General features: G+C 53.6%; 14 protein-coding genes and 1 tRNA gene. All 15 read right to left on the bottom strand.

Features of this window, described 5'->3' with window-relative positions; genetic code table 11:
- The coding region (locus tag CVU60_17790; protein PKN40039.1) for a hypothetical protein at positions 1–99 on the bottom strand (99 nt) is incomplete at its 3' end.
- 15 nt (positions 100–114) lie between these two features.
- Positions 115–2,184, bottom strand: a complete 2,070-nt coding sequence (gene fusA / locus CVU60_17785) for an elongation factor G (GenBank protein PKN40038.1) — start codon at positions 2,182–2,184, stop codon at positions 115–117.
- Between the two features lie 14 nt (positions 2,185–2,198).
- On the bottom strand, positions 2,199–2,669 hold the full coding sequence (locus tag CVU60_17780) for a 30S ribosomal protein S7 (GenBank protein PKN40037.1): 471 nt from the start codon (positions 2,667–2,669) through the stop codon (positions 2,199–2,201).
- Between the two features lie 18 nt (positions 2,670–2,687).
- Positions 2,688–3,059, bottom strand: a complete 372-nt coding sequence (locus CVU60_17775; protein PKN40036.1) for a 30S ribosomal protein S12 — start codon at positions 3,057–3,059, stop codon at positions 2,688–2,690.
- An 88-nt stretch (positions 3,060–3,147) separates the two neighbouring features.
- Positions 3,148–7,350, bottom strand: a complete 4,203-nt coding sequence (gene rpoC, locus CVU60_17770) for a DNA-directed RNA polymerase subunit beta' (GenBank protein ID PKN40035.1) — start codon at positions 7,348–7,350, stop codon at positions 3,148–3,150.
- A gap of 57 nt (positions 7,351–7,407) precedes the next feature.
- Entirely contained in the window at positions 7,408–11,499 is a 4,092-nt protein-coding gene (gene rpoB, locus CVU60_17765; GenBank protein ID PKN40034.1) for a DNA-directed RNA polymerase subunit beta, read from the bottom strand.
- A gap of 196 nt (positions 11,500–11,695) precedes the next feature.
- Positions 11,696–12,079: a 50S ribosomal protein L7/L12 gene (locus CVU60_17760; protein PKN40033.1), complete on the bottom strand. Its 384-nt coding sequence runs from the start codon at positions 12,077–12,079 to the stop codon at positions 11,696–11,698.
- A 27-nt stretch (positions 12,080–12,106) separates the two neighbouring features.
- Entirely contained in the window at positions 12,107–12,625 is a 519-nt protein-coding gene (locus tag CVU60_17755; GenBank protein ID PKN40040.1) for a 50S ribosomal protein L10, read from the bottom strand.
- A gap of 102 nt (positions 12,626–12,727) precedes the next feature.
- Positions 12,728–13,432 carry a 50S ribosomal protein L1 gene (locus tag CVU60_17750; GenBank protein ID PKN40032.1) on the bottom strand — a complete coding sequence of 235 codons (705 nt, stop codon included), beginning with the start codon at positions 13,430–13,432 and terminating at the stop codon, positions 12,728–12,730.
- A 15-nt stretch (positions 13,433–13,447) separates the two neighbouring features.
- Positions 13,448–13,870 (bottom strand): 50S ribosomal protein L11, encoded by a 423-nt coding sequence (gene rplK / locus CVU60_17745; protein PKN40031.1) that lies wholly within the window; start codon positions 13,868–13,870, stop codon positions 13,448–13,450.
- A gap of 25 nt (positions 13,871–13,895) precedes the next feature.
- Positions 13,896–14,438, bottom strand: coding sequence for a transcription termination/antitermination protein NusG (locus CVU60_17740; GenBank protein PKN40030.1), 543 nt, complete (start codon positions 14,436–14,438; stop codon positions 13,896–13,898).
- A gap of 12 nt (positions 14,439–14,450) precedes the next feature.
- The gene (locus CVU60_17735) at positions 14,451–14,693 is read right to left on the bottom strand and encodes a preprotein translocase subunit SecE (protein PKN40029.1); all 243 of its coding nucleotides are present in this window, start codon (positions 14,691–14,693) and stop codon (positions 14,451–14,453) included.
- Positions 14,694–14,707: 14 nt separating this feature from the next.
- Positions 14,708–14,783: transfer RNA gene (locus tag CVU60_17730), tRNA-Trp, on the bottom strand.
- A gap of 52 nt (positions 14,784–14,835) precedes the next feature.
- A complete protein-coding gene (gene rpmG / locus CVU60_17725; GenBank protein ID PKN40028.1) occupies positions 14,836–14,985 on the bottom strand; it encodes a 50S ribosomal protein L33 in 150 nt (49 codons plus the stop codon).
- A gap of 3 nt (positions 14,986–14,988) precedes the next feature.
- Positions 14,989–15,087 (bottom strand): elongation factor Tu (locus CVU60_17720; GenBank protein ID PKN40027.1); only part of this gene is annotated, 99 nt, incomplete at its 5' end.

Genomic DNA, 15,087 nt, shown 5'->3' with positions numbered 1-15,087 from the left:
GGTGATTGCGGCGGTCAACGTGGTCTTGCCGTGGTCGATATGACCAATCGTACCAATATTGACGTGCGGCTTCTTTCTTTCAAATTTTTGCTTGGCCATTCTTCATCTCCATTCTCATTTCTTGGTCAATTCTTCAGCAAGACTTGCAGGGACGCGATCGTAATGATCAAACAACATGGTGTATGTCGCACGACCTTGAGTTTTTGAGCGCAGATCCGTTGCATAACCAAACATGCTACTTAGCGGCACGTTTGCGCGGATGATCTGCATCCCGTGTCGCATTTCAAGACTGACGATTCGACCACGACGTCCATTGAGGTCGCCCATGACATCGCCCATGTAGTCGTCCGGCGTGAGCACTTCCACAAACATAATCGGTTCAAGAAGCACCGCGGCCGCTTTATGACACGCCTCTTTCACTGCCATTGATCCGGCAATGTAGAAAGCCTGCTCGGAAGAATCAACTTCATGATACGAACCATGAACCAATTCGACCTTGAGATCGACCATGGGGAACCCGGCGAGAACACCATTGAGCAGTGCATCGCGGATACCCTTGTCAACTGCGGGGATGTATTCCTTGGGAATGACACCACCCACAATTCCGTTCACGAATTCATATCCGCCACCCGGCTCCTGAGGCGTAACCTTGATGACGATATGAGCATACTGACCGCGTCCACCAGACTGCTTGGCGTACTTGAGATCCTTTTCAGCCGGCTTGGAAATGGTTTCGCGATACGCGACCTGAGGCTTTCCAACGTTGGCGTCGACCTTGAACTCACGAGTGAGGCGGTCAACAATGATCTCAAGATGCAGTTCACCCATTCCGGCGATAAGTGTCTGGCCGGTTTCCTCGTTTGTCTTGACCCTAAAAGAGGGATCTTCCTTGACCAGTTTCTGCAGAGCCTGCCCCAGGGCATCCCTGTCGGTCTTGGTCTTGGGTTCAATCGCAACTTCGATTACGGGTTCAGGAAAATCCATCGATTCAAGCAGAATTGCGCGCTTGAGATCGCACAGAGTTTCACCTGTGCTGGTCTGCTTCAGACCAACAGCGGCAACGATGTCGCCCGCATAGGCTTCTTTTATATCTTCGCGCTTGTTCGCATGCATCTTCAGCAAACGTCCAACACGCTCTTTTTTGCCGGAGGCGGCGTTAAGTACCGTAGAACCGGTAACAAGCACGCCGGAATATACTCTCAGGAAGGTCAGATGCCCGAAAAACGGGTCCGCCATGAGCTTGAACGCCAAGGCGCTAAGCGGCAGGTCATCAGAACACTCACAAAGAATCTCTTCCTTGGTATCCGGATCGATTCCCACCATTGCAGGGACCTCTACCGGTGAAGGCAGATAATCCACAACGCAATCCAGCAGAGCCTGCACTCCCTTGTTCTTGAACGCAGATCCGCAAATCACCGGGCAAATTTTCATACCGATGGTGGCGGAACGAATTCCAGCCATGATTTCTTCAGGCAGGAGTTCTTCCCCGCCCAAATACTTTTCAAGCAGCGTCTCATCTTCCTCAGCGATGGCTTCCACGAGATTCATGCGCCATTCATCGGCCTGATCCAGCATATCAGCGGGGATCTCGCGCTCGGTGATCGTTTCGCCTTTGGAATCTGCGTCGTAATAGAGAGCGACCTTGCGTACGAGGTCGATCTGCCCCAAAAAGTTCTCCTCTGCGCCGATGGGCAGGTGCAGCGGAACAGGCTTCGCCTTGAGACGATCCTTGATCATGTCGACGACCCGGTAAAAATCTGCTCCCGAGCGGTCCATCTTGTTAACAAAGGCGATCCGGGGAACCCGGTATCTGTCCGCCTGCCGCCATACAGTCTCGGACTGCGGCTCGACTCCACCAACAGCGCAAAAAACAGCAACAGCGCCATCAAGCACGCGCAGCGAACGCTCTACTTCAACGGTGAAATCAACGTGACCAGGAGTATCAATGATGTTGATGCGACAGTTGCGCCAGTGACAGGTTGTCGCAGCAGAGGTGATCGTGATGCCACGCTCCTGCTCCTGCTCCATCCAGTCCATGGTCGCCTGACCATCATGAACTTCTCCAATCTTGTGAGAAACACCCGTATAATATAAAATGCGTTCGGTAGTCGTGGTCTTGCCCGCATCGATGTGGGCCATGATACCGATATTGCGCTGATCTTTTATGGGAACACGTTTAGACACGGAAAGAACCTCTTTTACCAGCGGTAATGAGCAAAAGCTTTATTGGCTTCTGCCATTCGATGGGTGTCTTCACGCTTCTTGATGGCACCACCGCGATCGTTATAAGCATCCAGAAATTCAGCCGCCAAACGCAGAACCATGCCTTTCTCACCGCGAGAGCGGGCATAGTTGACCAGCCAACGGATAGCCAATGCTTCCTGCCGTGCCGGGCGGACTTCCATGGGAACCTGGTAGGTGGCACCACCGACTCGACGGGATTTGACTTCCATCTGCGGCTTCACCTTTTCAATGAGCTGCTCGAAAGCTCTCAGCGGCTCGCTGTCCGTGCGTTTTCCAAGTTCTTCAATGGCGTCATAGAATATCTTTTCGGCAACACTTTTCTTGCCGTCAAACATCATCTGGTTGACAAACTTTGCAACTACCCTGCTTCCGTATTTCGGATCTGGCAGCACTTCACGCTTTGGCGTGGGTCCCTTGCGAGGCATACGTCAATCTCCTTGTTCCTATTTAGGACGTTTGGCACCGTACTTGGAGCGGCTCTTCCGGCGATCCTGAACACCGGCCGCATCCAACGTACCTCTGATAATCGTATAGCGGACACCGGGCAGATCCTTTACGCGGCCGCCGCGGATCATGACCACGGAGTGCTCCTGCAGATTGTGCCCTTCACCCGGGATGTAGGATGTAACTTCAATTCCGTTGGTCAGACGCACTCTGGCCACTTTCCGAAGAGCGGAGTTCGGCTTCTTGGGCGTCGTAGTGTAGACGCGCACGCAAACTCCCCGACGCTGCGGGCATTCCTGCAGCGCGGCTCTTTTTTTGCCTTTCACCTGGAGGACCCGTGCTTTACGGACCAACTGATTAATAGTGGGCATTTCAAACTCCATTAATAAACATTTTGAGAAGGGGGTTCATAATTGAACTCCCTCCCCCTGTCAACTCAACTACCGAGACAATAAAAATTTATTGTCCCATGAAAAACGGATCTTTCTCCAGATCTTCCAAGAACTTGTCCGGGCTTTCCGGCTGATCCGGAACCACAATTCCATTTTCAATGTAAGATCTGAACCCCGTTCCGGCGTTGACCAATCTGCCGACAATAACATTTTCCTTGAGACCGTAGAGGTAGTCCTTTTTACCGATAAGCGCGGCTTCGGTCAGCACCTTGGTCGTCTCCTGGAATGACGCTGCTGATATGAACGATTCCGTGGACAAGGACGCCTGCGTGATTCCGAGTACCAGCGGTTCGGCAGTCGCAGGCTGCATGCCGGTACCTACGCACTTGGCATTGATACCTGCAAACTTGGCCTTGTCGACCTGTTCGCCCATGAGCAGCCCGGTCTCGCCTGGATCAATGACGAGCAATTTCTTGAGCATCTGGCGGACGATGATCTCGATGTGCTTGTCGTTGATGTAAACACCCTGGAATCTGTACACGTCCTGCACGCCTTCGACCAGGTAAAAGGCCAGGTATTTTTCACCCTTGACCTTGAGCAGGTCATGGAGGTCCGGTGTTCCCTCGGTCAGCAGTTCTCCGCTTTCCACAAAGTCGCCTTCGCCAACGCTGATATGCTTGCCTTTGGGAATGAGGTAGACGCGTGCGTCTCCCACTTCGGGCTCTACGATCAGCTTGCGCTTGCCCTTGGAGTCAGGGCCGAAACTCACGATTCCGTCGATTTCGGACAGGATCGCCTGATCTTTGGGCTTGCGCACCTCGAAGAGTTCGGCAACGCGCGGCAAACCGCCGACGATGTCCTTGGTCTTCATGGTTTCACGTGGCTTACGCGCGATGATGTCGCCCGGCTGGACCACGTCACCGTCGTTGACCATGACGATGGCGCCGACGGGCAGGGCGTAGGAAGTCTGGGTTCCCGTGTCCGGCTTGGTCTTGCAGACGCCATTCTCGTCGCAAATGGAGATACCTGGGCGAAAGCTTGAAGACCTGAACTCGATAACGGTCAGAGTCGACTTGCCCGTGGCCTCGTCAATGCGTTCCTGAGCGGTGCGGCCTTCAATGATGTCCGTGAAGTGGACCACACCCTCGACATCTGTGACGAAGGGTTCGTTGAAGGGATCCCATTCCGCGAGACGTTCGCCCTTTTTGACCTCGGCGCCATTCTCGAAATACAACTTCGCACCAGAAGGCAATGCGTATTTTTCACGCTCGACACCCTGGTCATCGACAATGCGCAGTTGGCCGCTCTTGCCCAGAACCATGCGCTCTCCGCGGTTATTGGTAACCGTCCGCACACGGGAAAGCACGATCCGCCCCTTGTTCAGAGCCTCGTATCTGCTTTGCTCGATTTCCTTGGAGGCGGTACCACCGATGTGGAATGTTCTCATGGTCAGCTGTGTGCCGGGCTCGCCGATGGACTGGGCGGCGATGATGCCTACAGCCTCGCCGACGTTGACCAGATGGCCTCGCGCCAGGTCCCGGCCATAGCACAGGGCGCACACTCCGTGCCTGGCCTTGCAGGTCAGCGCGGAACGAATGGTGATGGCCGAGATGTTGCGCCGTTCAATCTGGGCTACAAGCTCTTCGTTGATCATGGCGTTGGCGGGGATGAAGACCTCGCCGGTTTCCGGATCAAGAATATCGTACATGGCTGTCCGGCCAAGAACGCGCTCGCTGAGACGCACGGTGATTTCACCGCTCTTCGTGACGTGCGTGAGTTCGATGCCGTCCACCGTCTTGCAGTCGTGCTCGCTGACGATGACATCCTGCACAACGTCGACAAGACGGCGTGTCAGGTAACCCGAGTTCGCGGTTTTGAGCGCGGTGTCGGCCAGACCCTTACGAGCTCCGTGCGTGGACGTGAAGTACTGCAGAATGGTCAGCCCCTCTCTAAAAGAGGAGGTGATGGGGGTCTCGATGATTTCACCGGAGGGCTTGGCCATCAGACCTCGCATGCCGGCCAGCTGGCGCATCTGGTCCTGATTGCCTCGGGCGCCGGAGTTGGCCATCATGAACACCGAGTTGAAGCTGTTGCAGCGCTCTTCCTTGAGCTTGGAAACTTCCCAGCGAAGCGCATGCTTCACGTGCGGGGAATCATCCTGCTTGGGGTTTGGCACGGTGTCGTACTTGAGCTCCCGCATCATGGCGTCTGCCACGTCATTGGTCGCCTTGGTCCATACGTCAACGACCTTGTTGTATTTTTCCGTACGGGTGATGATACCTTCACGATACTGTTGCTCAATATCCGAGACTTCGGTGTGGGAACGATCCAGGATGCCGGATTTAGCCGGCGGAATGGTCAGATCCTTAACGCCAACGGTGATGCCGGCCTGAGTCGAATACTCGAAGCCCAAATCCTTGAGCTTGTCGCAAAGAATGACCGTGGCCTTGGTACCGGCCAGACGGTAGGCTTCGCCCACCAGGCGGCCGATAACCTTTTTGCTCATCTCGCGGTTGTAGACCTCGAAAGGAACTTCCGTCGGCACGATCTCGCGGATGATGATGCGTCCGGGAGTGGTCTCGACCAGTGCACCGTCGATGCGGACCTTGATCCGGGCATGCAGTTCCACGTGGTTCGCATCAAAGGCGCAGATGACCTCATCGGGGTCGGCGAAAATCATGCCCTCGCCACGCTCGAAAGGACGTTCCACGGTCAGGAAGTAAAGGCCAAGGACGATATCCTGCGACGGCACAATGATCGGAGAACCGTTGGCCGGAGACAGAATGTTGTTCGTCGACATCATGAGCACGCGGCATTCGATCTGGGCCTCCACGGAAAGAGGCACATGCACGGCCATCTGGTCACCGTCAAAGTCGGCGTTGAAAGCCGTACAAACCAGCGGATGAAGACGTATCGCCTTTCCTTCGACCAGGATTGGCTCAAATGCCTGGATACCTAGACGATGCAGTGTAGGTGCGCGATTCAGCAAAATGGGGTATTCACGCACGACCTCTTCGAGGATATCCCATACGGCGATTTCCTCACGCTCAACCATCTTCTTCGCGCTCTTGATGGTGCTGGCATAACCCCGCTCCTCAAGCTTGGAATAGATGAAGGGCTTGAAGAGTTCCAGAGCCATCTTCTTTGGCAGACCACACTGATGCAGTTTCAGGTACGGTCCGACGACGATGACGGAACGGCCGGAATAGTCCACGCGCTTGCCCAGAAGGTTCTGACGGAAGCGGCCCTGTTTGCCCTTGATCATGTCGGACAAGGATTTGAGCGGACGGCCGTTGGTACCGGTTATGGCGCGACCGCGACGACCGTTGTCGAAGAGTGCGTCCACGGATTCCTGCAACATGCGCTTTTCATTGCGGATGATGATGTCCGGAGCGCCAAGTTCCAGAAGCCGCTTCAAACGGTTGTTGCGGTTGATGACACGGCGATACAGATCGTTCAGGTCGGACGTGGCGAACCTGCCGCCATCGAGGGGGACCAGGGGGCGCAGCTCAGGCGGAATGATCGGAATCACGTCCATGACCATCCATTCCGGCTTGTTCCCGGATTCCAAGAAAGCCTCGACGATTTTAAGCCGCTTGGCCAACTTCTTTTTCTTGGTCTGGGAGCGAGTGGACTGGGACTCTTCGCGCAATTCAACGCGCAGGCTCGCCAAATCAATTTCCTGCAGCAGGATCTTGATGGACTCCGCACCCATGCCAACAGTTATGGCGTTGTCATTGTAGTGATCGAGAATCTGAAAATACTGTTCCTCGGAAATGACCTGCTTCTTCAGCAAGGTTGTCTCGCCCGGATCCAGAATTATATACGAATCAAAATAAAGCACTTTTTCCAGATCGGCCATGGTCATATCAAGCAAGGTGCCGATCTTGGACGGAAGAGACTTCAAGAACCAAATATGGGCAACCGGGGCGGCAAGTTCAATGTGCCCCATTCTCTCGCGTCTGACCTTGGACGCAATTACTTCAACACCGCATTTCTCGCAGACAATTCCGCGATGCTTCATGCGCTTGTATTTTCCGCAGTTGCATTCGTAGTCCTTTACCGGGCCAAAAATCTTGGCGCAGAAAAGGCCGTCCCGTTCCGGCTTGAATGTGCGATAGTTGATCGTTTCGGGTTTTTTTACTTCACCGAAAGACCACTCACGAATCTTCTCCGGCGAAGCGACGTTGATTCCGATCGCTTTGAGATTCTGGCTATTGAAAGAGCTGGATGCACTGCCCCGTTGTGTAAAAAGATCATCAAGACTCATCGTGTATTCCTCTTGCTTTGGTCGAATTGCAATGCTGTGGCCGGTCTTGCCGAGGGATCATCTCTTCCTCGGGCGCTTCTTGTCGTCTTCCACGAGGGTGACTTCAAGACCCAGCGCCATCATTTCCTTGACCAATACGTTGAATGATTCGGGCATTCCGCTTTCGAGGAAATTGGATCCCTTCACAATCTTTTCATACATTTTCACACGACCGTTCACATCATCGGATTTGACCGTCAAAAACTCCTGAAGCAGATAGGCTGCGCCATATGCTTCCAGTGCCCAGACTTCCATTTCACCAAGACGCTGTCCGCCGAACTGGGCCTTGCCGCCGAGAGGCTGCTGGGTGACCAGTGAGTAGGGACCCGTCGAGCGGGCATGAATTTTCTCGTCAACCAGGTGGTGCAACTTCAAATAATACATATAACCGACAGTGACCTTGTTGTGGAAAGGCACTCCGGTGCGGCCGTCAAAAAGCAGCGCCTTTCCGTCTTCAGGCAGTCCTGCTCTCTTGAGCAGCGCCCAGATCTCACTCTCATCGGCGCCGTCAAAAACGGGAGTTTTCATAATAATGCCGCGATTCAGATCCCGGGCGGCTTCAATGACTTCGTCATCGGTCATGGTATCGATCAGTGCCGAGGTTTCGGAAGAATCGAAAATGTCCTTGATTTCGCTGCGTACCTTGGCCACGCCCTCATCGACCATGGCCGCGATCTGCTGGCCGAGGGATTTGGCCGCCCAGCCAAGGTGAGTCTCCATGATCTGGCCGATGTTCATTCGCGAAGGCACGCCCAGAGGATTCAGGACCACGTCCATGGACGTTCCGTCTGCAAAGAAAGGCATATCCTCTTCCGGCAGGATGTTGGAGACAACGCCCTTGTTGCCGTGACGGCCGGCCATTTTGTCACCGACATTGAGCTTGCGCTTCACGGCCACATAGACCTTGGCCATCTTGATCACGCCCGGAGGCAGATCGTCACCCTCGGTGACCTTGCCGCGCTTGCTTTCGTATACGTCCTTGACGAATTTGAGCTGCAGATCGAAATAGTCGAGCTGCACCTTTACGGCTTCGTTGACGTCCTTGGCTGCGAACGCGCCCGCAATCTTCTTCAGCGGGATTTCCGCAAAAACATCTTCCTTGATTGGCTGATTGGCCTCAAGAAGCACTTCACCCTTGCGCTTGCCCATGATGGTCTTGGCCACGCTCTTGCCCTTGCAGACTTCCCAGATCTTGCGCCGGGTGGTCTCGGTCAGGGCCGCGGCATGCTGTCTCTCGCGCACATCGATGCGCTCAAGCTCGTAATTCTCGATCAGGTGCGTACGCTCGTCCTTGTCTCCGGAACGACGGTTGAAAACCTTGACGTCGATAACCGTACCCTCGATTCCCGGCGGAACCTTCAGAGACGTGTTCTTCACGTCGCGCGCCTTGTCTCCGAAGATGGCCCGAAGGAGCCGCTCTTCCGGCGTCAACTGCGTCTCGCCCTTGGGCGTGATCTTGCCGACCAGAATGTCATCCGGCTTTACACGCGCCCCAATGCGAATGATGCCGCTCTCATCGAGGTTGCGCAGCATTTCTTCACCGACGTTGGGAATGTCGCGGGTGACTTCTTCAGGTCCGAGCTTGGTGTCGCGGGCGAAGACGTCAAATTCCTCGATGTGGATGGATGTGTAGACATCCTCCTTCACTACCCGTTCCGAAATCAGGATGGAGTCTTCGTAGTTGTAGCCGCACCAGGGCATAAAGGCCACGAGCAGGTTCTTGCCCAACGCCAGTTCTCCGTTATGGATGGCTGGACCGTCAGCGAGGACAGCGCCCTTTTTGACCTTGTCCCCGATCTGAACCCGGGGCTTCTGGCCGAAGCAGCTGTTCTGGTTGGACTTGTGGTATTTCTGCACCTCGTAAAAACGAACACCGCCGGCTTCCGGGTACAGGTCGTCGGAATAAGAGACGATTACCCGGTCCGCATCCACGTACATGATTTCGCCGTCGCCCTCAGCCAAAAGACAGCTTCCGGAATCCTGGGCAACCTTACCCTCGATACCGGTACCGATCAGAGGCTCCTCGGTAACCAGAAGCGGAACCGACTGACGCTGCATGTTCGAGCCCATAAGCGCGCGGTTGGCGTCATCGTGCTCCAGAAAGGGAATCAGCGCCGAAGAGATGGACACGATCTGCCCCGGTGAAATGTCCATGAGGGTCACTTCTTCGCGGGGTACGATGGCGAACTCGCCCTCAACCCGAGCCTCGACCTGAGCGTTGATGAACTGACGGTCATCACCAAAAAGGGCGTTGGCCTGGGCGATGATGTGCCCGCTCTCGGTGGAAGCTTCCATGTACTGGATTTCGTCCGTGACGATTGCGTCCTTGACCACGCGATACGGCGTCTCGATGAAGCCGTAGTCGTTCACAAGACCGTGCGTGGTCAGGGATACGATAAGACCGATGTTCGGGCCTTCCGGAGTTTCAATGGGACAGATTCGGCCGTAGTGGCTCAGATGAACGTCACGAACCTCGAACCCTGCACGCTCACGTGTCAGGCCGCCGGGTCCAAGAGCGGACAAGCGGCGCTTGTGCGTAACCTCCGACAGGGGGTTTGTCTGATCCATGAACTGGGAAAGCTGAGATGTGCCGAAAAATTCCTTCAGCACCGCCGTAACCGGCTTGGGGTTGACCAGATCATGCGGCATGAGGGTCGCGACTTCCTGCAGGCTCATGCGTTCCTTGATGGCGCGCTCCATGCGCACAAGTCCAATGCGGTACTGATTTTCCACCAACTCGCCGACGGGGCGCACGCGGCGATTTCCGAGATGGTCGATATCATCGGCCGGACCGTGTGAATCCTTGAGCTGAATGAGCTTCTTGACCGATCGGAAAATGTCGTCGTTGGACAACGTGCGGTGATCGATGGGCAGATTCAGGCTCAGGCGCGAATTGAGCTTATAACGACCAACAGGGGAAAGATCATAATAATCTGCATTTCTGAACAGGTTGTCGAAGAAACTGGCTGAAATCTCGGCCGTGGGGGGAGAACTGGGACGCAGGCGCTTGTATATGTCGATCTGCGCGCTTTCCAGATCTTCGCACTTGTCCATGGCCAGGGTGTCGCGCAAGCAGGCGGACGCCTCGGCGCCAGAGGAGAAGATCGCGCCGAGTTCGGTAATGCCGGCAGCGAGACATTTTTCCACCGCGCCAGCGGCAAAGGGATCTCCAGCGCGCAGGATGACTTCGCCGGTGGCGGGATCGACGATGTCCTTGGCTGCATATTCCGTCTCAAGCGTTTCGGGGCGAACCTCGTAATACTCGATACCAGCCTTGATCATCCGCTTCCACATGCCCTTTGTCAGCGCCTTGCCGGCAGCAACAATCACGCTGCCGTCAGGGGCGACTACGTCGGCATGGGCCAATTCCTTTCGGAAGTTGTACTCTTCGACACGACGCAGAACGGAGGTTCCATCCAGATGGAAGGTCTCTTTGGCATAATAATAGTCGAGGATGTCCTCGCTGGTCATGCCCATGGCCTTGAGCAAAATCGTGGCGGGCATTTTGCGGCGACGGTCGATACGCACATACAGGATGTCTTTGTGATCGAAATCAAAATCCAGCCAGGAACCGCGCATGGGAATAATGCGGCAGCTGTACAGAATTTTGCGGCTGGAATGAGTCTTGCCGGAATCGTGCTCGAAGATGATGCCGGGCGAACGCTGAAGCTGGTTCACAATGACTCGTTCGGTGCCATTGATCAAAAACGTTCCCTTCTGCGTAATGAGCGGGATCGTTCCGAAATATATGTCTTGCTCCTTGATGTCGTGGATGGTGCGACTGCCGGACGCCTCATCGACGTCGTACACGGCAAGGCGAACCTTGATCCGCAAGGGAGCTTCGAAGGTTAGACCCTTGGCGATGCATTCATCGACATCGTATTTTGGCTTGCCGATATCGTAGCTGACGTATTCCAGGGTGGCCGTCTTATTGAAATCATGAATCGGAAAAACAGAACGAAAAACGCCTTCAAGACCGATATCCGTACGCATGCTGGGCGAGACATCAGTCTGCAGAAATTTATTATACGAATCAAGCTGAAGGCTTAAAAGATGAGGGATATCAATGGAATCTTTAATTCGTCCGAATTTCTTGATCAGTTTGTTCATCGTTTCCCCTCAGGAAATGGGATGTTGCTGGGCAGGCAAAGCGTTCTGGGACCAAAGGGAGAGTAGCTATGGTGAAGTATCACTCAGTCGCATATGCTGACGCTTAAGGCGTGGTGTTACACAAAAAGGCGTAAAGAGTGTAAGAGGTTTTTTTCCCCTTACACTCTTTACGAAAAGTCAAACAGAAAGCAAAAAACTACTTAATTTCAACCTTTGCACCAGCTTCTTCAAGCTGCTTCTTGGCGTCGTTGGCGGCGTCCTTGGCAGCGGCTTCCAGGATCACGGAAGGAGTCTCGTCGACTTTGGCCTTGGCTTCTTTCAGACCCAGGCTGGTCAGAGCACGCACGACCTTGATGACGCCGATCTTGTTGGCGCCGGCTTCGGTCAGGACAACGTCGAATTCGGTCTTCTCTTCTTCAGCGGCTTCGGCAGCGGCGGCAGGAGCGGCGGCAAAAGCGGCCACGGGAGCTGCGGCGGATACGCCGAACTTCTCTTCGAGTTCCTTGATGAAGACGGAGAGTTCCAACACAGTCATGTTAGCGATGAATTCGACAACCTGTTCTTTGGTGATATCAGACATTTTATCCTCCTAAATATTAGCTTTGGCTCAAACTTCTTTTTTGTCTTTGAGAGCGGTCAGTACGTTGACCATGCCTCTCACAACATTGGCAAAGAGAGAAACGAAATTCTGCGGTACCGCGTTCATCGTGCCCAGAACAGATGCAAGCAGCTGTTCACGTCCGGGCAGTTCAGAAAGGGCCTTTATGGAAGCCTCTTCCAGAAACTTGCCTTCCAGACTGGCATAACGCACGGAAAACTTATCGTTCTTCTTTGCAAACTCAACCAGGACCTTTGCAGCGACGACAGGGTCGTCATAACCGAAAGCCACGGCACAGTTGTACTTCAAATGATCATTGAGTACCACGTGTGGTCCTTCCATGAATGCTTTCCGCGCCAGAGTATTCTTCACGACCTGATAGTCGCACCCCACTTCATGCAACTTTGCACGCAAGGGAGTAAGCTCTGCCACTTTGAGCCCATGGAAATCCGTGACAATGGCGATGCTCGCCTTGTCAGCCCTCTCCTTCAGGCCATCGATGATTTTTGCTTTTTCTGCCCTATTCACCACATACCTCTCTATAGCTAGGCAGACTGAGCCAAAGCAGTCTCAGCAGGATATTAAGGAAGATCCACCTGCATTCTCTGACTCATCTACTTGTTTTGAAACTTATTCACCCGCTTTGCGCAGGGAGGCAGCGTCAACTTTGACGCCCGGTCCCATGGTGGAGGACAGGGAGACTGCCTTCACATACGTGCCCTTGGCGGTGGAGGGTTTGAGCTTGATCAGCGCATCGACTACAGTGCGCAGGTTGCCGAGCAGTTTTTCTGTGCCAAAGGAAACCTTGCCGATAGGCGCATGCACAACGCCAGCTTTGTCGACACGAAATTCGACCTTGCCAGCAAGCAGTTCCTGGATAGCCTTCTCCAACTCGACAGTGACGGTGCCGGTCTTGGCGTTGGGCATAAGGCCGCGGGGTCCAAGGATCTTGCCGATCTTGCCGACGTGTCCCATCATATCGGGAGTGGCCACGGCATTGTCGAAATCGAGCCATCCGCCCTTGATCTTCTCGACAAGTTCATCGCCGCCTGCCGCAATGGCACCGGCACTCAGGGCTTTCTCCTCGTTTTCACCCTTACAGAAGGCGACAACGCGGACAGTTTTGCCCAGACCGTGGGGCATGGATACAGCACCACGGACCATCTGATCGGAATACTTGGGATTGACTCCCAGATTTACGGCAACATCAACGGTCTCATCAAACTTGGCATACGAGCTCTTGAGAACCAACTCGACAGCTTCAGCCACATCGTACATCTTGAGACCATCAATGGCCTCAAATACTTTCTGAAATTTTTTTCCGTGCTTGGGCATAGCTCGCTTACTCCCTTATTCCACTTCAATTCCCATGCTGCGTGCAGTGCCCATAATGGTCTTGCATGCCGCATTCAGATCATAAGCCGAAAGGTCGGGCATCTTGATCTTCGCAATTTCCTCAATTTGAGCCATGCTCACCTTCCCAACCTTTTTCTTGTTGGGCTCACCAGATCCCTTTTGCAGTTTGGCAGCCTTGACCAAAAGCACTGCAGCCGGAGGAGTCTTGGTGATGAAGGTGAAAGAACGGTCGGAAAAGACCGTGATCTCAACCGGAATGATCGTACCCTTTTCATTTAGAGTCTTGGCGTTGTACGCCTTACAGAACTCCATGATGTTCACACCATGCTGACCCAAGGCGGGACCAACCGGGGGTGATGGGTTCGCAGCTCCTGCGGGAAGTTGCAGTTTGATTATTGCATTAATTTTTTTGGCCATAACACTACCTCATATCTAAAAATTATCAGCCTTTGGTCACCTGAACAAAGTCCAGTTCAACCGGCGTTTGTCTTCCGAAAATAGATACCGAGACACGCAATTTGCCTTTATCGTAATTCACATCTTCAACAGTGGCATTGAAATTTGCAAAAGGTCCGTCTATTACGCGGACATCGTCACCACGTTCAAAATGAAATTTCGGTCTTGGCTGCTCTTTCCTGGTTTCAATTGTCGCCAGAATTCTCTGCGCTTCTTTCTCCGTCAGCGGCACCGGACGGCTTTTCCCGCCAATGAACCCGGTAACTTTCGGAATGGACTGAATCATGTGCCAGGAATCGTCCGTGAACACCATCTTGACCATTGCATAACCAGGATAGAATTTGCGGGTAGATGTGCGTTTCTGACCTTTGATCAGTTCGACCACCTTTTCCGTCGGGACGATTACATCCTCAACAAGGCCTTTCGCCTGCCCTGTGCGGATCATCTCCCTGATTGTCTGCTCCACCCGCTGTTCAAATCCCGAATATGTGTGAATTATATACCAGCGCGCCTTAGGTTCGTCGCTCATGATGGCCTCGCCTTAGGACAGAACGGCTGCAATGATTTTGGTCAGTACCAAATCCACAACGCCAAGAAAGAGTGCCATTACGACTACCAACAACAAAACCGCCGAACTGGTACTGATGGTCTCCTGCTTGTCAGGCCAAACAACTTTCTTCAGTTCCACTTTTGCTTGGTCAAAGAATATACGCAGGTCTGTTAACTTCTGCATCATTCCTTGTTTTTGCAATTCTGCTTCGGCATTCTTTTTCATTATGTCCATCGCTAGTAAAAGTATGGCAGGCCAGGAGGGATTCGAACCCCCAGCCCTCGGATTTGGAGTCCGATGCTCTACCGTTAGAGCTACTGGCCTGCGTGTCGGAAATTTTCACCGTGGATGCCGCAGATACGACATCCACGTGAGACTATTTTGATTCGCGATGCTTTCTGTGCCCACCGCAAAATGGACAAAACTTGCTGAGTTCAAGCTTGGCGGTCGTATTCTTCTTGTTCTTCTGGGTCGAATAATTCCGCCGTTTGCAATCAACGCAAGCGAGAAGGATATTGATGCGCATTCTTTACTCCACGATTTCGGAAACAACACCAGCGCCAACGGTACGTCCACCTTCGCGGATTGCGAAGCGAAGACCCTTTTCCATGGCGATCGGGTTGATCAG

This window comes from Deltaproteobacteria bacterium HGW-Deltaproteobacteria-18 (assembly GCA_002841885.1).
Classification (GTDB): Bacteria; Desulfobacterota; Desulfovibrionia; order Desulfovibrionales; family Desulfomicrobiaceae; genus Desulfomicrobium.
Note: the sequence above shows the minus strand (reverse complement) of the source record. Positions and strands in the feature narration are given on the sequence as shown.

What these genes read in the sequence shown, in the direction of transcription:
- rpoB (PKN40034.1), bottom strand. Translation starts at nt 11,499, where the DNA reads ATGAACAAACTGATCAAGAAATTCGGACGAATTAAAGATTCCATTGAT.
- rpoC (PKN40035.1), bottom strand. Translation starts at nt 7,350, where the DNA reads ATGAGTCTTGATGATCTTTTTACACAACGGGGCAGTGCATCCAGCTCT.
- CVU60_17735 (PKN40029.1), bottom strand. Translation starts at nt 14,693, where the DNA reads ATGGACATAATGAAAAAGAATGCCGAAGCAGAATTGCAAAAACAAGGA.
- CVU60_17780 (PKN40037.1), bottom strand. Translation starts at nt 2,669, where the DNA reads ATGCCTCGCAAGGGACCCACGCCAAAGCGTGAAGTGCTGCCAGATCCG.
- rpmG (PKN40028.1), bottom strand. Translation starts at nt 14,985, where the DNA reads ATGCGCATCAATATCCTTCTCGCTTGCGTTGATTGCAAACGGCGGAAT.
- CVU60_17750 (PKN40032.1), bottom strand. Translation starts at nt 13,432, where the DNA reads ATGCCCAAGCACGGAAAAAAATTTCAGAAAGTATTTGAGGCCATTGAT.
- rplK (PKN40031.1), bottom strand. Translation starts at nt 13,870, where the DNA reads ATGGCCAAAAAAATTAATGCAATAATCAAACTGCAACTTCCCGCAGGA.
- CVU60_17760 (PKN40033.1), bottom strand. Translation starts at nt 12,079, where the DNA reads ATGTCTGATATCACCAAAGAACAGGTTGTCGAATTCATCGCTAACATG.
- CVU60_17740 (PKN40030.1), bottom strand. Translation starts at nt 14,438, where the DNA reads ATGAGCGACGAACCTAAGGCGCGCTGGTATATAATTCACACATATTCG.
- CVU60_17775 (PKN40036.1), bottom strand. Translation starts at nt 3,059, where the DNA reads ATGCCCACTATTAATCAGTTGGTCCGTAAAGCACGGGTCCTCCAGGTG.